At 45.3% G+C, this 19641-nt stretch carries 13 protein-coding genes; 3 read left to right on the top strand and 10 right to left on the bottom strand.

Features of this window, described 5'->3' with window-relative positions:
• Window positions 1–111: 111 nt before the first annotated feature.
• The 3 genes from AC3WTP_RS07660 to AC3WTP_RS07670 form a co-directional block, all read right to left on the bottom strand.
• Window positions 112–3243, bottom strand: coding sequence for an alpha-mannosidase (locus AC3WTP_RS07660; RefSeq protein ID WP_492394188.1), 3132 nt, complete (start codon window positions 3241–3243; stop codon window positions 112–114).
• 312 nt (window positions 3244–3555) lie between these two features.
• Window positions 3556–5058 (bottom strand): arylsulfatase, encoded by a 1503-nt coding sequence (locus AC3WTP_RS07665; protein WP_492394008.1) that lies wholly within the window; start codon window positions 5056–5058, stop codon window positions 3556–3558.
• Window positions 5059–5160: 102 nt separating this feature from the next.
• Window positions 5161–6606: a sulfatase family protein gene (locus AC3WTP_RS07670; protein WP_492394009.1), complete on the bottom strand. Its 1446-nt coding sequence runs from the start codon at window positions 6604–6606 to the stop codon at window positions 5161–5163.
• Between the two features lie 299 nt (window positions 6607–6905).
• Between AC3WTP_RS07670 and AC3WTP_RS07675 the strand changes: the two genes are divergently transcribed.
• Both AC3WTP_RS07675 and AC3WTP_RS07680 read left to right on the top strand, forming a co-directional pair.
• The gene (locus AC3WTP_RS07675; protein ID WP_492394010.1) at window positions 6906–7727 is read left to right on the top strand and encodes an MBL fold metallo-hydrolase; all 822 of its coding nucleotides are present in this window, start codon (window positions 6906–6908) and stop codon (window positions 7725–7727) included.
• A 540-nt stretch (window positions 7728–8267) separates the two neighbouring features.
• Entirely contained in the window at window positions 8268–10007 is a 1740-nt protein-coding gene (locus AC3WTP_RS07680; RefSeq protein WP_492394011.1) for an ABC-F family ATP-binding cassette domain-containing protein, read from the top strand.
• A gap of 408 nt (window positions 10008–10415) precedes the next feature.
• On the opposite strand, the gene AC3WTP_RS07685 is transcribed toward AC3WTP_RS07680, so the two are convergent.
• Entirely contained in the window at window positions 10416–12749 is a 2334-nt protein-coding gene (locus tag AC3WTP_RS07685; protein WP_492394012.1) for a hypothetical protein, read from the bottom strand.
• Window positions 12750–13545: 796 nt separating this feature from the next.
• Between AC3WTP_RS07685 and AC3WTP_RS07690 the strand changes: the two genes are divergently transcribed.
• Complete coding sequence (locus AC3WTP_RS07690) at window positions 13546–14424, top strand: MerR family transcriptional regulator (protein ID WP_492394013.1); 879 nt, start codon at window positions 13546–13548, stop codon at window positions 14422–14424.
• A gap of 345 nt (window positions 14425–14769) precedes the next feature.
• Here AC3WTP_RS07690 and AC3WTP_RS07695 read toward each other — a convergent pair whose 3' ends face one another.
• The 6 genes from AC3WTP_RS07695 to AC3WTP_RS07720 all read right to left on the bottom strand — a co-directional run bounded on the left by AC3WTP_RS07695 (window position 14770) and on the right by AC3WTP_RS07720 (window position 19638).
• Window positions 14770–15405 carry a GNAT family N-acetyltransferase gene (locus tag AC3WTP_RS07695; RefSeq protein WP_492394014.1) on the bottom strand — a complete coding sequence of 212 codons (636 nt, stop codon included), beginning with the start codon at window positions 15403–15405 and terminating at the stop codon, window positions 14770–14772.
• A 2-nt stretch (window positions 15406–15407) separates the two neighbouring features.
• On the bottom strand, window positions 15408–16685 hold the full coding sequence (locus tag AC3WTP_RS07700) for a chloride channel protein (RefSeq protein ID WP_492394015.1): 1278 nt from the start codon (window positions 16683–16685) through the stop codon (window positions 15408–15410).
• 43 nt (window positions 16686–16728) lie between these two features.
• The gene (locus AC3WTP_RS07705; RefSeq protein WP_492394016.1) at window positions 16729–17397 is read right to left on the bottom strand and encodes a GTP pyrophosphokinase; all 669 of its coding nucleotides are present in this window, start codon (window positions 17395–17397) and stop codon (window positions 16729–16731) included.
• Between the two features lie 40 nt (window positions 17398–17437).
• Window positions 17438–18076 (bottom strand): TetR/AcrR family transcriptional regulator, encoded by a 639-nt coding sequence (locus tag AC3WTP_RS07710; RefSeq protein WP_492394017.1) that lies wholly within the window; start codon window positions 18074–18076, stop codon window positions 17438–17440.
• A gap of 225 nt (window positions 18077–18301) precedes the next feature.
• On the bottom strand, window positions 18302–18769 hold the full coding sequence (gene bcp, locus AC3WTP_RS07715) for a thioredoxin-dependent thiol peroxidase (protein WP_492394018.1): 468 nt from the start codon (window positions 18767–18769) through the stop codon (window positions 18302–18304).
• Between the two features lie 83 nt (window positions 18770–18852).
• A complete protein-coding gene (locus AC3WTP_RS07720) occupies window positions 18853–19638 on the bottom strand; it encodes an ABC transporter permease (RefSeq protein WP_492394019.1) in 786 nt (261 codons plus the stop codon).
• Window positions 19639–19641: the final 3 nt, after the last annotated feature.

The raw sequence follows: 19641 nt of genomic DNA on the forward strand, positions 1-19641 counted from the left end.
CTAACTCCATCTTCTCTGATTAAATGATAAAGGCTGCTTAGGTCGGCAAGTGCATCTTATTGCACGGCCTTCCTAGCAGCCTTTTGCTATATCAAAATCTATTTACCGAGCTTATGCTTTGTACGTAAGCTTCAATGTCTTGATCTCATACGGCTTAAATGCAAGCTTGACTTGACCTTCCACTGTCTCGATTTCCTCAATGGTATCCTCTAGCAGATTGGCCAGATATACTTTATCGATTCCATCAGGCACGCTCAAGCACGCTTGATCGCGTCCGCCGCTCGATTCGTACAAGCGAATGACAAGTCCTGTTCCATCTTCCGCATCCTTGATCGAATCCAAGATGACATGCTTGCTCTCATATGACAGCAAGGAGTGTTCGCTAGGCAGCGAGCCTGTACCAACTTGGTGTTTGACGGATTGCAGCGGATGATTCAACTCCATCGCTTCACGGACGGTGTGGGCTTGACGCCAATCCTGCTCATGTGGATACAACGAATACGTAAATTGATGCTCGCCTAGATCCGCAGTGTTGTCAGGCCATCTCGGCGCACGCAGCAGCGAGAGTCGAATCGTACTGCCCTGTACATCGTATCCGTACTTGCAGTCATTCAACAAGCTTACGCCATAACCGCTTTCTGATACGTCCACCCAGCGATGTCCGCATACTTCATACTGAGCTTGCTCCCAGCTCGTGTTGCGATGCGTAGGACGCTCCAAGGCTCCAAATGGAATCTCATATGTCGCCTTCACAGTTGCAACATCGATTGGGAAGGCAACCTTCAGCAGCTTATGAGTCTCTTGCCAATCAACCTTTGTCTTGAAATCGACCCGCTTCTGTTGATGGTAGAAGATCATATCCTGCTGAATCGTGGATGCTGCAGATTCGCCAAGCTTCCAGCTGAATCGAAGCACATCCATTGTCTTGCCGCGCAGTACGACCTTGCTGTCGACTAATTCTAAACCTTCAACCGCTTGCTGCTCATACCGGGAATCAATATCCCATGCATCCCAATAGGTTGGTCGGTCATGGAATAGCTGCAGCTCATTCGCGGCTTCACCCGCTTTAATAAGCTCTCGTCCCGTACTCTTGTCGAACCAGCTTGTTATCGCGCCATTGGAATTGAATCGAAGCTTGTAATGCTCCGTTTCCCATTCGACAAGTCGTTCTGACGCAGCCAATTCAGCTGATGCAGCTGGAGTTGAGGCTTGTCGCAGCCAAATCGTCTTGTACCCGAAGGAAGGGATATCGCTAACCCAAACATCGAACGCAACTCGATCTGCACCGTTTGAATCGCATTCTGACCAATCGCTGTCCAGACGGTTACCTTGATCGTCATAAACTTCTGCATGGCGCAGCTCTTCCCCGCCTTCGATGCGAATGACGCCGCTTCGATTCCAGCCGAGACTGTTGAACACGATGTACGGCTCACCCTCGCCTTGAGCAGCAATATGTTCCGCTAGCTGACTCATACCTGCTGCCAGCACTTGATTGCCGATATCGAATACCTGCTTATACTCTTTCGTTGACGTCTCATATGCCTCAGTAATTGCTGTTCCTGGAATAATATCATGGAACTGATTCAACAGGATCAGCTTCCAGCCTTGAGCTAGTTGATCCTTGATCGAATCCGAGCGATTCGCAAGCAACGGCGCCGCATAGTTCCAGATTTCCGCTTCGCGATAGAGTACTTCAGCCATGCGATTGCTGCGCTTATTGCGCGCATGTGTCGTATAGGTACCGCGATGCAGCTCCAGATACAAGTCGCCGTGCCATTTCGGCAGCTCAGCTTCTGAAGCTAAAATGCCTTCAAAGAATTGCTCCGCAGTACTGAACTGGCTGTTAGGTAGGTCTGTCATAAGCTCTGCGCGCTGCGCGTATTCAATCATTTCTCGCGTAACGCCGCCGCCTCCATCGCCATGACCATACAACAGCATTTGTTCAGGGTGTTTGGACTTTTCCTTAAAGGACTGCCAATGCTCTGAGATGTCCTTCGGTGTCGTGCTTTCGTTGACGCCGTGATTCTGATACGACAGCATAGCTGTACCATCGATCCCTACCCATTGGAACAGATCGTATGGGAACTGGTTAGTATCGTTCCAGCCCAGCTTAGTTGTCATAAAGGCGTTCACTCCTGCCAGCTTCAACATCTGCGGCAATGAAGCGCAATATCCGAATGTGTCCGGCAGCCATTCGATATGGGACCGCTTGCCGAATTCACGCTGGTAGAAGAGCTGACCATACAGGAGCTGGCGCGCCAGCGATTCCCCGCTCGGAATATTCAGATCCGGCTCCAACCACATGCCGCCGACTAATTCCCAACGTCCTTCTGCTACGCGTTGTTTGATCTTCTCGAAGAGCTCGGGATCATGCTCTTTCACGAACGCATAGAGCTGCGGCTGACTCTGGCTGTAGAGGTACTCAGGATATTGCTCCATCAGCGTATTTACCGTTGAGAAGGTTCGACTGCTCTTGCGTACTGTCTCACGTACAGGCCATAGCCACGCTATATCAATATGTGATTGTCCAACAAGGTGCATGTATCCTGCACCTGGACGAAGATTGACATCAGCGCGCACCTGCTCGCGAAGCTTGAGATCCAACTCATGAACCCAATTGGAGTCCACCGCGCCACGATCTCGCTCTGCTTGCATGGCATCCATGGCTGAGCGCAGCATGTCTAGCAGGCGCTGCCGCTTCAGCTCTTGCTGTGGCATCAGCCTAGCGGTATCTCGAACCACAGTTACGGTATACAGCAGGCTTTGCACAGCGGCGTTCACATGGACTAGCTGAATCTCCAAGCTGCGAACGGACGGATTCCTTACCTGCTGATTGTTCAATGGATCAATCGGTTCCGGTATTGGATCAAACAGCTCGATCTCAACATTCGGTGTATAACCTACCTTATCTACAGGCAAAGGAACAAACCAGTGATTGCGGTCGACGCCATGATAGGAGACACCGTCAATTCGAAGCAAGCCTTCGCCTCCGCCTCGAACAACAAGACCAACCTGCGAACCGTTCCACTCGGTTGGAATGTTCAACTGCTTGCGCAGCCAATACGTTGTGCCATAGGTTTCGATGATAATATCATTAGGACTGCCTACCAGTCCTTCAACATCGTAAGTGTACTCACCCGGTCGTATATACGTACCGCGCGAGAGGTTCCAATCTTCATAGCTTCTGCTCTCCAGCCAGCACTGGGCAGCAAGCTCCTCTATCCATCGATTAATCCGAATCATACTCATGCTCAACTCCTACATATAGAGATGTATACTGCACCTGTTCCGAACTATTTCCTACTATGATGACCAACCCCCAGGTTCAATCACACGCTCATTGTCGGCGTTTCATAACAACTTGCCTGACGTAGGATTCACATCTCCGAACAGCAAGTCTGCCCCTTGCAGCTCTCTTAGCCCCATATGAACAGGCGCTCCCTTGCAATCGCTTTCTGATCTGACTGAACCTGTGAAATGCTTCAGCGTTACACCGATACTGCCCTTGGTGTCTAGCTGAGCACTCACTTTTTGCTTATATGCTGTTGTACTAGCTTAATCAGAGTAAACATGCGACAAAACAGAAACCGGCTTGCAACCTACTATTAGTCGCTCACCGTCCGAATAACCTTCTTCACGCCCATCTAATTCACGGATCAGAATAGAGCGCCAATAGCCAATACGCTCCTGCTTATCTTCATCATTGACGGCATTATGAAGCTCATTCGGGTCAAGGATCAGATCAAAATACTGCTCCTCTCCGGTTTGTGAGAACCAGATGTACTTTTCCTTGCCATTGGTAATCCAGTGATTTGAAGCGTTTCCATACGAATGCTCACCGTGCAAATAAGCACGCCATTCAGGGCTGCTTGGTGTATCCGTGTTCGGCTTGTTCTTCCGCGCAAGTTTCCATATACTATCGCCATCAACTGTATCTGGGATAGCCACACCTGCCGCATCCAGCAAGGACGGCATGATGTCGCGCATCTCTACCACTTCACTTCGCACGGTTCCATTGTCCAGTCCAAGGTGATTTCCTGGATCATTGACGATAAACGGCACTCGGGCGCTGCCGTTGTAGGGAAGTACCTTGCGGAATAGATGATGGTCGCCCAGCAATTCACCATGATCGGATGCAAATAGAATAATCGTGTTCTCGCGTTCGCCGTACTCGCTCAGAACCTGCAAGAACCGTCCAATCTGGTGATCAAGATGGGTGATCAGCGCATAATAAGCAGCCATTGCCTTCTTCAGACGGCGCTTCGGTACGATGCCTTCCGCGGTTGTTGATACCAGTCCTTCATATCCTGTATAGTCGGTCTTTGCCCAATCGCCTACAACAGGGTCTGGTATATCCGCGTCCTCGTATAGATCCAAATAAGCCTGCGGCGGATCAAACGGAGGATGCGGTCGCACAAAGGACATCATTAGAAAGAAAGGCTTGCTTGGGTCGCGCCGACGCAAGAAATCAATCGATTGGGATACGGTCCAGTTCGTCGGGTGCAGCTTCTCTGGGAGATGCCAAGGACGAGCAACTGTAGACGCATTGCAATCGAGACCAAGATCCAGCATATCCGCATCCGGCACACGCTCGCGCAGCCACTGTACATAATCGTCAACCTCATCATAATGCTCCTGCACAGGAATACTGTGTTTGTTGCGGTTATGATGCAGGTACCCATCATGAAGTACAATGTTATGGAAACCAAGCAGATTACGCGCAGGATAGGCATGCATCTTGCCGACGCATTGCGTATGATACCCTGCTTTGGCCAGCTCTCCCGGAAGCGTCGTTTCATAGTTCCACGGCACCCGATCCTGATAGCCAACACGTCCCGTTTTACGCTGACTTTGTCCTGTCAGCAATGCAGCTCGAGCAGGCACACAGCTTGGTGTAGCTGAATAAGCCTGATCGAAGCGAACACCGCGTAAAGCCAGCTCATCCAGATTGGGTGTTTCAACGATCGGATGACCTGCAACGCTCAAGCAGTCATAGCGCATCTGATCAACTGTAATAAGCAGTATGTTCGGTTTCTTATGCGATTTCTCTTGCCTCACAATGCTTACTCTCCCATCATAAAAAGAATGTTTCATTCCTCTTGCTTATCAAACTAGCAATTGATGGCTAATAACAAATTATATAAACAACTATCTCTTCTGTCAAAAAAGCTGAGACCTCAAATCGCTATTCAATACAGCCCCATGCATGCGCTCATCTTCTACTTCCATCATCAATTGCTCCAGCTCTATTTTTAATGCAGCCGTACGTTCTTCATATGCCGAGTTTCCATATACGTTGTTAAGTTCATAAGGGTCCTCTCTTAGATCAAACAGCTCCCATTCTGGCGGACGTGATTCATCGCGTGAGTCTGTCGTTCCAAGCGCCTCGGCATAATAATAGATCAGCTTGTAATCATGTGTGCGAATACCATAATGTGAATACACTTCATGATCCGCATCTAGATGCATCCAATATCGATAATACATGGAGGTTCTCCAGCCTTCGGGCGTTACACCTTTCAACAAGGGACGGACGCTCTCGCCCTGCATTCGCTCATGAACCGGCAATCTAGCATAATCGAGGAAAGTAGGCGCAAAGTCTGTATTTAGCATGATATCCTTATTCACGCTGCCTGACTTAATCTCAGAGGGATAACGAATCAATAGCGGCATTCGCAAAGACTCTTCGTACATAAAGCGTTTATCGAACCAGCCGTGGTCGCCAAGGAAGAATCCCTGATCTGACGTATAAATGACAATTGTATTCTCAGTCAATCCTGCCTCATCCAAATAATCAAGCATTCTACCAACATTGTCATCAATGGATGCAATGCAACGTAAATAATCCTTCATATAGCGCTGATATTTCCAGTTACGAACTTGCTCAGGTGTTAAATGTGCAGGAGGCTTTCCCTTTGTGTCATGATCAGTTAGATCATCTATGCGCATCTTAGCTTGTACCGCCGCTTGGGAACGAGTTGCATAGTCATCGTTAAACGTTTCCGGCTCAGGTATGTCAACGTTCTCATACAGGTGCATATGCTTATCATCCGGCACCCAGTTGCGATGCGGAGCTTTATGATGGCACATCAGCATGAACGGACGTTCGGGATCGCGGTTCGCCATCCAGTCCAATGAAATATCCGTGATCAGGTCTGTTACGTAACCTTCATATTGTCTCTTTGTACCCATTTCAAAAAAATCGGGGTTAAGGTAACTCCCTTGATGAGGAAGCACATTCCAATAATCAAAACCGGTTGGATCATATATACCTCCGTGGCCAAGATGCCACTTGCCTACTATCGCCGTCTGATAGCCGGATTCCTGCAGAAGCTTAGGAAAGGTGACCTGTCTGCCATCCAGATCATCGCCAAGAGTCTTAACACCATTGATATGGTTATAGACACCGGTAAGAATCGTCGCACGGCTGGGAGCACAGATCGAATTCGTACAGAAGCAATGATCAAATCGAATGCCCTCATTCGCGATCCGATCCAGATGGGGCGTTGTATTGACCTTGCTGCCGTAGGCGCTTATAGCATGGGAAGCATGGTCATCTGACATGATAAATAAGATGTTCGGACGTCTTATCGTTGAGGCTGACATATAAACCATCCTTTCGAGATATTAATGTCCAGCTATACAAACTAAGTGTCGGGATCTTATATTATCTAATGCGGTACTTGTCAAAGTATTCTGGAATAATCTCTGTAGAAGCTCCCGGCATGTCAGGCAATAGGTAGTAACCATCCTTGACCGTTGCCGGTTCTACGAAAATATCACGAATCCACGGGATATATTCTAGCCTAATTTAGGCCGCATTCGGTAATCAACGGGAAGGTCCAGTCTGTAACCAGTCAGGTAACCTTTCAACCAAAAATATATAGTTAAATGTAACCGTTGTAGTGGATACAACCAACCTTCCGCATTCTGGTGCTTTGTTACGTCATACTGCTGAACAATTAACAAACAAACCAGTTAAATATGTAGTGAATACACATTTTCATGGAGATCATGTCAACGGCAATCAGGAATTTATGAAAAGCGAATTTATATCTACCGTTTGGACAAGAGATTTGCTATCTGATATGGGCGAAGTGAATATTGATCTCATGCAACAAAACATTCAAAAGTTAATAACTAGCTTAAATCATGTACGTTCACAGCAAAGAGATCCCCACATGCTAACCGAAATCGGCTATGATCTTTCCGTACAGCGAGCCCTGTATGATGCCACCCCTTCCCTTTGCAGGGTGATACCCACGATAACCTTTGAAGATAAACTCGTTATTCAAGGAACAAAGCGAACTATCGAAGTTTTATCTTACGGAGGCGGTCATTCTTTAAGTGATGCTGTTGTGTACGTTCCTGAAGAGCAAACTTTGATCGCTGGTGATTTAATATCGACTAAGACGATTCCGGTCATGCCATACGGTAATCCATACGCTTGGATACGCATCCTTAAACGCATTCAAAAAGACCTCAAGGTCGATACTGTCGTTCCGAGACACGGAGATGTGTCTAATTCAGATCGAATCACAGATGTCATACGCTTTTTGGAGAAAACGATCGCTTATGTTTCTAGAGCTGTAACAAGCGGGAAATCAGAGTCTTACTGGTTGGAACAAGGGGTATTAGAAGGATATGAGGATTGGCATCTGCCCCAGTATTTCAGATGGAACTTTCGCTGGCTCTTTAACAGTATGCTTGTTCAAAACAACAGATGAGACAACAAGCAACACTGTTTGTATCCCTATCGCGCTCGGTTGCATGAGCTATGTGGTATTCCTGAGCGCGGAAACAATAGCTGCCATGACCCAGACATTCTGTCCACCAGCGGAGTATAGGCCGTCGGTACAGAACTGGCGCTGTAGAAGTTGCAGGAGATTGGAATTGTTCATGTGCATTCGCTCTGTTCGATTGGAATGAAAAGAAGCTGCCTTCTAGGCACTACCGGGTCCATCGGACAGCTTCTGGAATGTAAGTTGTGCTGCGGAATCATCTGCACCAAAATTGTGAGCCGTACCATAAGTGACGGCAAGTTTTTATTGTACAACTCAAATCAAGTATGCAAAAATCGCCGGTGATATATTCAAAAGGAAAGGAGGGAGGATTTCTAAGCCTACCCGACCTATTCCGGGGATGGGATACAATGGGATTGAAGTTGGCTGTAAACAGTGTTACTCTAGCAACGGTAAACTCAAAATCTATGTTGTGCAATACACCTAATAATAGTCATGATTATATTTGTAAAGAAAGGTAATACGATGATAAAAGTTGATAACTTATCCTTCTCATTCCCGCAAAAAGAACTATATACCAACATTTCATTTACGCTTGAAGAGGCACAACATTGCGCTTTTATAGGAACAAGTGGCAATGGGAAAAGTACATTAATAGATATACTGATGGATCCCGAAAGATATCTGTTCGAGGGCAGGCTAGAAATAGACCCGACCTACAAAATTGGGCATGTAAGTCAATTCTCTCAACTAGACGCAACTAAAGTAACAACTGTTTTTGAATATATAGGGGAAGAATTTATTAAGATACAAAATGAAATAACTTCTATTTGTACTGAAATGGAAACCTCGTCGGATATTGATTCTTTATTAGAAAAGTATCAAGTAGCGTTAGACGCATTGGATTCAATCGGTGGGGATGATTTTGAGAGCAAAATTATTAAGAAACTAAATCTAGCAAACCTCATGAAGCTAAGAGATCTTAGGGTATCCGATCTAAGTGGCGGGGAATTCAAACTTATTCAAGTCATGAAGGGAATGCTTAGTAGTCCAGACTTATTGATTATGGACGAACCCGATGTATTTTTGGACTTTGAAAACCTAAATGCGCTTAAAGACCTTATTAATTCTCACAAAGGAACACTGCTAGTTGTTACGCATAACCGATATTTATTGAATCATTGTTTCAACAAAATTATACACCTTGAAAACAAGGAGATCCAAGAGTTTGATGGGCGATTTATTGATTATAACTTCTCATTACTTCAGACTAAAATTGAGTTACAAGAACTCGCAATCGCTGATGATGAAGAAGTGGAGAGAAATGAGAACATCATCAATAATCTCAGAGAAATCGCAACTAATAATGCAGATGCATCTAGAGGGAGAGCATTAAAAGCTAGAGTTAAGTTTCAAGAAAGATTGGAAGCGCGTAGAATTAAAACGCCATTTGTTGAGATTAAGCAACCGAATATTCGTTTTGATATGGATAAAGAAATGGAAGACAACATTGTTGTAAATGTCAATCATTATAGTGTTGCCTTTGATGAGTTGCTTTTAGACAATGTTAACTTTGAGATAAAATCTACGGATAAAGTAGCCATTATTGGTTCAAACGGTACCGGAAAAACGACTTTACTCCGAGATATCTTTAATAATAATCATGATTCAATTGAAATAAATGCTGATGCTAAAGTGGGCTATTTATCTCAGGTTCAAGGCGAAGTGCTAAGGGATTCTAATACAATACTAGAAGAATTCATCGATGCTGGGTTTAAAACTTATGATGAGATTAGATCGCATGTTTCAAGCTATGGCTTTGAAGGGGAAATCGTTAATCAAAAGATAGAATCTTTATCGGGTGGAGAAAAAAATGTGCTTCAATTAGCTAAAGTTTCTGCCAGTAAAGCAAACGTATTGCTTCTGGATGAACCGACAAGCCATTTAGACACCTATACACAAATCGCACTGGAGAAAGCCATTGAAGACTATAAAGGTGCGATTCTCATGATTTCTCACGATTTCTATTCTGTTGTAAATGGTATGGATTATGTGTTAATCATTGACGATAAGACGATTAGAAAAATGAGTATGCGAAAATTTAGACAGATGATTTATGCTAGTCATTTTGATCGAGATTATTTAGAAACTGAAAAAAATAAAAAATCAGTTGAAATGAAAATAGAAATGGCTTTGAAAAATACTGATTTTGAACTTGCGAAAGTATTGGTTGATGAGCTAGAAGAGCTGATCAAGTTGCTTTAAATTACAACCCTCTATACAGGTGTGACACGCAATCCGTTGCCGGATGTCTACACTTCATCAATCATGTGGCACCCGACAGGGTGCCATTTTAATTTCGCCGTTAGACCCGTTACGGGGAACCGTATCATAAGTAGGGCGAAATTTTGATTCGGTGAATGTTTTTTCAGTTAATAGAAAAGGCTCGATTAGGATGGTGAGGACTAATCGAGCTTCTATACAATTGCTCTTAGCCTAGTTTAACAATGAATTTGCAATCTTCTGCTTGCCTCTGATCTTTAATAAATGTTATTTGCTCGTAATAGGTATCGGCAATGGAGAACGATGCTATGCGCGAACGGTACATGCGGTTGTCTACTTCCTAATCGAAGACTTTTTATTTGCCATCGCTGGAAATCCATATGGCGCATCTCAATCGCCGGAGAACAGTTCGTCGTATATGAGTTCGAAAGCGAAGCCGTTGCTCGTATCCAAGGTCACGTTAAGTGTGTTACCGTTCACTGTAACCGGAATTTCCTGCACGCGCTCACCGTTCAGCGTCAACTTATAGGCTCTGTACGCGTTCGTGGGACGATTCGTGTTCAGTTGAAACTGCGCTTTTTGCCGCTTCGCGAGTGTCGGCAGCGTGCCTTTGTAATACTTTATTTCGCCTATAGGCAAAGTGACGCTCTCTTCTCCTGTTGCCGCGACATCCGTCGTATAGATCAGAAGCATCCGATGGCTTTCCTTAAGCGCCTTCCCGTCTAACGAAGAGGCGAAGAAAGTACCTTTGTTCACGTCGGCGGTTATCGCCGTATGACTGAGCGTGAACGTATGGTTATTCATCGTGCCCGCGATGGCAATCGCTTTCGGCGTATTGACAAAGTATGTATTCAGATTTAAGTCGAACACAAGCTCTCCCGTATCGGACAGCAGCTTATTGTTGTTCAGTGCGGACAGCATCGTGGTTTTCGTTTTATGGTTGCTGAGGGAATTAATGAACGTCTCCGCCACTTTGCGATCGGTCATCGCTGTCGTTATATTCAACTTGTTCGCAACCGGCAGATTGCCGCTCGCGATTTGCTCCTGTGTCAAGTCATCCGTGATCTTGTAGACGGAGAACGGCTCGCCCGGTTGATCCGCGTAGACGGATACCGTCTTGAACAGATGCGGGATATACATCATGTTCGCGATATACGCTTCTCCTTCAGCGGCAGCGCCCGTATCTCTTGCCCAAGTGCGGTCCCATACGAATACGAACTTCGGTTTGGCTTCCCCCACCGCTCCGGTGCGGAACAATAATGCTGCTTCCGCTTCAGACAAAATCGCAAAAGGATCGCTCGTGACGGAGAATTCCTCCGAGTTGCCCATCGGCAAATTCACGTATCCGTCGCGGACGTCGCGCCCGAACGAGAAGCGGTTCATCATATCCCAGCCTTGATAGGCGCCGATCGCCCCGTTAAAGATGCCGACCTCTTCGCGTCCCTTGGCCGGAAACGTATCCTGGAACTCCGTCAGCAGGAACGGCGTCGCGTTCGGTTGTCTCAGCGACAACGCAGGATAATAGCTGCCGAAGTGACGATCGGTCGCCCAATCCTTCGGATAGTTCGCTGCGGTTGCAGGATCGAACACCATACTGAGACGCGGCATCTTTAGCGGCCTATACTTGTAGCCATTACGTCCGTTCTCGCTGAATCGGTCGTTCACGAACTGATAGTAGTCGTGCGTTTCGTACACATCGGAAGCGGAACTTCTCCAGTAATTTACGTTCGGACTAACGATGAAGTTTAATCCACCGATCGGCGCATGAATGCCAAGCTGCTGCTTCAAATACGTCCGCATCGCGTTGGAGACGGTAATCGTTTTATTAGAATAATAGGCGCTCAGCCGATCAAACATCGTACCGGAGGCATTCCAGTACGACGATGTGATCGATGCAACGGGCGTCTCGCCGAGCGTTGCCAGAAAGCTGTTGAAATCCTGAAGCATATAGTCGCGAAAAGGCTGCTTCATGGAATCCAGATCCATATTTAGCAGTAGCGACTCGTTCCACGGACTGACGCCGACCAGTACCGGATCGTCTTTTAGAGCGAGACCGGTGTACGGATTGACGTGAGAGAGCCACTTGTCTGCGATCGCCTTCCACATGTCGAGCGCCTGAGGGAGAAACGGCAACAAATACGCAGAATTGTCTCCCTCCGCATATTCGCCAAGCCCAGGGATTTCCTTGAAGTCGTACAAATGGAACACATCGATCGTCACATAGATGCCCTTAGCCTTTAGCCTCGAAATGAAATATTCCAATTGGTCGAGCTTATCCTCGTCGAATTGCGGCGTCGTTGATCCATTCTGCAGGAAGATGCCCGGCGCCCAATCGGTCATCGAATCGACCGGATGAATGCGGACGACGTTGTAACCGATGCGTTCGAGCCGGTCTACGGTCAGATCTGCTTCTTCATGCGAACCGTAATACATGTTCCACGTCACATTGGCGCCGTACAATTTAACCTTCTTTTGTGGCACATGCTCGAACGTGTAATCCCCATCAACGCCTTGTTGAATAAATCCGTACCTGCCGGCCGGCGCATCGTTCAACCCTGACAAGTCTAAGGCACTACCTTGCACGATCATTGGTTCCGTATTGATCGGTAGCCAGGTCGCAATTTCGACCGCGTTCGTGGTCGGTCTGCCCCACAGTCCTACCGCTGGTGCGGCCAACACAATCGCAAGCGCGGCAATTAAGCTCGGGCGAAACCATTTCATCATCATTTTGCTCCTTTGATAGCATGACTTTCGATGAAGGCTTTCTTTTTTGCGTGCCCCCCTACTTTACTGGCAAGGTCGAAGAGAAAAAATAGCATCGTTTATGATTTGATGACTTCGTTTTGGTATATGTAAAATCGGATGCCTAATCGCAAAGGCTGTCTCAACAGGTCATTAAAATGATCTAAGAGATAGTCCTGTTTTATTAATTGGTGAAATGGAGGTATCACCCAACTACACACGAAAGGATGGATTTCTTTGTACACTCAATATACCATGGGCCAATCAGAAAGCGAAAAAAGAAGCAATCCTTCAGGCCAGTGCATGGCAGTAGGATTGCTTCATTAATTGGATGAGTAAGTAAGAACTTTTGCAAGGGCCATTTATTGCAATCCTTTCGTATTACACAAATGCAAAGTGCGAGAAATCGCCTAACGTCTTGCCTTCTGGATGGAATACAAAATAAACTGCGTGAAAATCTTGACCGGAATTTGCCCGCTCTGCTCGATGGCTTCGTAATGGATTTGCATGGTCTCACCTCTTCGAGAAATTGGCTTTCATGTTGTGACCATTATATAGTTTTTGCCTTTCGCTTAATAGATGTTACGGTGAGCCGTATCATAAATAGAGGGAAGTTTTATTTGGCCCAAAAAGGAACGAGAGGGTTTTTGCTTGCGGAGAGCAAAAGCCCCCTTTGCTGTCATAGAAGAAGGTTAACTTAGGAAGCTTACGAAAGCTATTGAAGTTATCGCAGCGTCAAGTGCTAGAATATATTTAGAGCTCGGAAAGGAGACCCAAAATGAACAGATCAGTCGCAATAAATAAGGTATCGGAACAGATGGACCTAACAAGTCGCACCTTGCGACATTGGGAATCAGAGGGTTTATTCAAGAGTGGAAGGGATAAATCCTCTGGATGGAGGGTGTATGACGAGAACGCACTTCTTTCTATCAGAATTACAGCCATACTAAGAAAAATGGATATTTCCATAAGGGATATTAAATCAGTGATTGCAAACAAATCTCTATCACAGTTGAGCACTGTTGTTGAGAATAAGATCTCTGAACTACAGTCACAGAAATCTGAATTAACTCTTTTTCAAGAACAACTAGAACAAGTTCAAAAATTTCTTCAAAAGCAAGATGCGTTTTCAAATGTTGATGAACTCCTAAAAGAGACGGAGGACTTGTTTATGCGCAGTTTAACTGAAAGTAGTATGGTGAAAATTATTACCCTTCCTCCTATGAGAGTTGCCTTTAATATTTCCATCGGTGTCTCTCCAGAAGACGAAGCAATGACACCAGTGCTTGAGTGGATTAAGACCTCGAATTTACTAAGTACAGCACGTTTTTTCGGTGGCAATGTAAAACCGATGCCAAGCAATCTCGGAAAGCCTTATGGTTATGGAATGTGTGCGACAATCCCAGATGGTGTTTCGGTTCCGATGCATCTAAAGGAGATGGTGCTACCCGGCGGTCTTTACGCTATGTTCGAGAGTAGTGAGGATATTAATTTATCTTGGAAAACTTTTATGAGGGAATTAGCAAAGGACGGGATTTACAAATCTGATCGATCAAGACTATGCCTGGAAGAGCACATTCGTAATGATAAACCAAGCGGGTGTGGAAACGAGTATCATTTGATTTTGTTGGAACCTGTAAAGGCAATTAAACACTAGGAATACAAATAGCTAAGCACAAACAGGCCATCCTTGAGGGGGGCCTAAAAACTTACCGTTAAACATAGAGCAGCTATGGCTGGTAGAGGAATGCTTGGACTTAACCATTGCCAGGTTGAAATTCGCTCCAATATTACGCTAACGGAGAACGTTAGTTTAATTGTGATGAGTACCATCAATAATGGGTATATATCGGAATTCTTATCGAACACTATTATAAAAGCCCTCGATTTACTAAAAATCAAGGGCTTCTAACATCTTAATTATCATAATTTATTAGGAAGTTACACATGATGAGCTAACGGCAAATCAAGTGGTTTCGGCACACTTCTTGTCCCACACTGCTTATATTTCATACCCGTACAAATATATATCTAGAGTATCCGCTATATCCTTTGCATGAATGCTAATCGTGGTTTCTCCTTGGCGTTCAAATCCCATATGATCATAGAAACCGTAATTGCAGTTCGAATCTGTAAACAGGTAACAATGTTGGACACCTTGCTGTTTCATATAATCGATAAGCTGTGACACAAGTGTCTTGCCGATCCCTAAGCCACGACTTTCTTCTGTGACGATAAAGAGCGTAATAGTACCGTCATAATCCTGCTTTCTGCCCTTAAACAATTGATTGTAGGCATGCAAGACTTTCTTGTAATCGTTTACTCCGGTCTTATCCTTTATGGACATCAGTGTCATCATCATGTATTGGTGCACCATAGCAAGTAGATGACGGATATTGGACCAATGCGTTCCATCATTATTGGCCTGTCCTAATATAACGCCAATAACCTTGCCACCCTTCTCGGCGACAAGGCTATATGTACTCTCGGCAAGGCAGGAATGCAGGTAGAAAGCGAGCACTCTTTTCAACACATTTGGATTGGGTATCACCTTATATAAACTAAAGCTTTGATTAATCATGCTTTTTACTTCTTCGTAATTACGTGCGGCGATGTTACGATAAGTAATCTTGCTCATGCTTATACGGCTCCCTTTTTCAATACGGTATGGAACTTCCCACCGATAAATGCCGAGACCACAATGGCTATAATGGCATTAAGCGGCGCGAACAGCATACATAAGATGGCGACGATCAACGGCTGTCCAAGCGCTGTTGCCGTAAAGGCTGCCATAAATGTAAGAACAACGAAGGTTACGTCTACTGGTAAAAAGGTAGAAAACGCAAACCCGATCGCGGTTGCGCTAAACAGGATCGGGAAGAAGTTCCCCCCGCGCCAGCCGCCCGAGATGCAGATATTAATCATGAATATTTTAATGAAGCCCGTTAAGAGCAGCATCGGTATCGCCCATGACTTCCAGTCATTAGACAGTTCAAACATTTGCGCCTCGCCGGCAAACATGGTATCAGGCAAGAACATGCCGACAGCTCCGAGAATAAATCCCGCAATGACCGCGCGCAGTACTTTTTTGTTCTCCAGCGGCGCAAAAACCACTTTTGAAAGCCATTGGCATACTAAGAACAATGCTCCGCATAATATTCCGGCCAAAACCAGAGGGATAAAGGCAAGCAATTCATTCATACTGAATTCGATGCTTGTAAACGAAGCTAACTGTATACCTTCCTTTGCAAGCAGATTTCCAACCACTCGGAACGATGCAATAGCGCCGATAGTTGCAATGATATAGATAATCCATCGATACAACTTCGATATGGAATAGCTTTGACTGTTTACCTCGATCTCTGTTCCGATGTAGGCTTGAACCGGCCTTTGCATCAATGCTCTCAGCGTTGTACGCTTCTGTTGAGAGCGATCTTCCAATACCATGGTCATGCCTGATTTATATCTATCCCTGATCCAGCTTAAAAGTGCAGCAATAATGCCAGCAAGTCCCGCTTCAGGACCGATGCTTCCGCCAAATATGAGGGGAAGTAATGCCGCCACGCAGACGATCAGCAGATTATCATAACGCAAGTGTTTTTCTTTTTTATAGGTCCCTATGAATTCTTCGAGTGTTCTTGGATAGTCGCCGTATTTCTTCTGCCACAAGCCAATCAGAACACCGCCGATCACGCATATCACAATTGGATATAGACTTAACGTCATTCCGCCAATTGACAGGGACGATGGAATTGCATTCGGCACCGTGGTCCACAAGAAATGGATGGCATGGTGCATAAACTGTAAGAAGATCGTCGTGACCGCACCGATAACGGCACCGCACAACAAGACGTATACCACAAAAGTAAGCAGACTTATAAATTTATGCTTTGGAAAATTCAATGATTCCTTATCCATAGATATTCATTCACCTGATTTCTAAGAGGTTCTCTTTTATTGTTTAGTCTTGGTCAATTCTTTGCCGGATTTCCAACATCTTCTGATCCGTTCGTGCAATAACCTCCGCACATTCACTTAACTCAGCGGCAATTTGCCCCGCATCCGCAATATCTTTCTTGTACTTCAATCGATGCTCAAGACTTGCCCAGAAATCCATCGCTACCGTACGGATTTGCAGCTCAACCCGCATCATCTGCTTGTAATCAGAGAAGAATACTGGCACCTCCACAATCATATGATAGCTCCGATACCCGTTCGGTTTTGGGTCTTTGATGTAATCCTTAATCTCAATCACCTGGATGTCGTCCTGCTTCACCAGCATTTCGGCCACCTTATAAATATCGTCCACAAAGGGACAGATGACTCGGATACCCGCAACATCGTTAAGGTTATCTACTATAGCATCAAGAGTGGCGTCCTTACGCATTCTTTTAAGCTTTTGAGCTATGCTAATCGGTTTTTTCGTGCGGGCATGGATCGATTCAATCGGACTTGTTTGATTATTTATAGAAAGTTCATCGTTTAGTATTTCAAGCTTGGTTTTTACCTCTCGGATTGCTGAGTTGTATTTCAACATCAGTTCATTGAACTGTACGACATAATCGAAGATTTCCTCCGAATTGTCCGGCAAGAAAAATTTAACAAGCTCTTTTTCTTCAATTCTCTCCATAATTGTTTATATTCTCCCTTTCATTCGTCATTCATGCTGATTAAGCTTCGTCTTCCGCTTCTCTCTCAACCATTCCATGAAGTAATATGTCTAAAAACCTCTTACAGCTTTCTTCATGATGCTCCGGAAGGGGCTCGTCACGCAAACAGTTCTTATACACCTTGTAATATTGGAAATTAAAATAGTCCTGAAAGTGGCAGAAGTTCGATACCGCTTCCTCTATGCTGATGTTCTTTCTCAGCTTGGCTTGTTTGAGCAGCTTGGTCAGGATCTCAATATTAAACGCATCAAATCTACTCTTGATTTCACCAATCGCTGCTCTAAGATGCAGCGGCGGTACAGCAACGGCATCGCGAAATATGTTGAACAGCAAAGGATGCTGGCCGAAAAAGCTCAATCTCGCATCAAAGTAGCATTGCAACGTTGTTTCCATGTCATTGCCTTCTGGCAGCTCTAAATTAGACAGATCCGCTGTCAGTGCATCAAAGCACTTCTGAACGCAAACAAGGTATAACTCGTCTTTATCCTTGAAGTAATGATATATAATCCCTTTGGATATTCCGTTTGTGGAACAGATGTTATTAAGAGATGCTTCAGCATAACTTTTCTCGCCGAATTCCGCTAATGCGCCTTCCACTATTTTTAGTCTGCTTTGCAGATTTTTCTCTTCTCTTTTCATCTGATCTTGCTCCCAAACACATTATTGACCGAGTGGTCTATAATTAGTAAAACACGAATAGACCACCCGGTCAATAATACGATTGTTAAAATATTTTTAAGATATCTAGCGGTAGCAACATGTGTAGTACTCCTCACTATACAAAAATAGCAGGCTGCAACAATCGCAACCTGCTATCTTACATCTGGAAGGCTTGACCCTTATCCAGCCTGCCAGCTGATTGATTCAGCCTTTGACTGCTTGGAGCACTGCTTCTGTATGACCCTTAACCTTTACAGCTCGCCACTCTTGAACCAGCTTGCCTTCCTCATCGATCAAGAAGGTGGAGCGCACGACGCCATAATACTCTCTGCCGAAATTCTTCTTCCATTGCCATACTCCAAACAAGTCGGCAACTTGATGCTCCTCATCAGACAGTAATAGAAACGGCAATTGATGCTTCTCTATGAACTTGGCATGTCTCTTCAACGGATCGGGGCTTATCCCGATCACAACTGCGTTATGCTTCTCGAAATCGCCGTGATAATCGCGGAAACTGCAGGACTCCTGCGTACAAGTCGGTGTCATGTCCTTCGGATAGAAGTAGATAACCACCTTCTGGCCGCGGTAATCGCTTAGGCTTACATCCTGCCCGTTGGAGCTAGGAAGCGTGAAGTTCGGAACAGCTTGTCCAATATGCAATGATTCTGTCATCCCCATGTCCTCCTTCAACCGTGCTGCGTATTTACTGATTATACCCTATTTTCACCCGGAGTCGTCCGTTCTGACGGCTGGAACTACGATCCTGCTCCGCGATACTTCTTCACTCCGACATTCCACAGCGTCAAGCCGATCGTAAAGAAAACAGCTCCTACAACTGGGGTCAGCAGCGCCATATCCCGCATTCCCTTATCCTCGATAAAGTACGCGGCCGGAATAATGCCCACAAAGGCAAACGGCAAGATCCACGTTAAGAGCACTTGAATAAAACGATTGTAGATCGTCAACGGATAACGGCCGTAGCTCTGAATGTTCCACACTAGCGGCAGGATGCCTGTCGGCGCATCCGAATAGAAGGAGATCGAAGTCAAAGCCGTGTATATGCCAAAATAAATCATGACTGCTCCCACCACAAATACGAACAGCATCAACATCTCTAATGCGCCGAAATCAATCCCCATCTGCGTACCGCTAATGACCATCAGAAGCCCCCCTACAAATGAACCGATGAGGGAGGGCGGGTCTACATTTTCCAATAGAATCTGAAATAAGTTATGCGCCGGTCGGGTGAGAATGCGGTCCATCTCCCCCTTCACGATGTAGCGCTCGCTGAAATTCCAGAGATTGAAGAAGCAGCTGAAGATCCCGTATGGAATCATAAAGAAGCCGTATACGAACACCATTTCATCAAGAGTCCAACCCGCCAAGGTTGGTGTATGCATAAATACCACGAAGATGAAGATCAGATTCGTCACTTGAAATAACAGATCCGACAATACCTCCACCCAGAAATCAGCACGGTAAGTCAGTCTCGTCTTCGCGTAATTTTTCAAATATTCCATCACCAAGCCCGCATAATACATCCT

The sequence above is a fragment of the Paenibacillus sp. EB106-04-04-XG159 genome, from assembly GCF_058791835.1.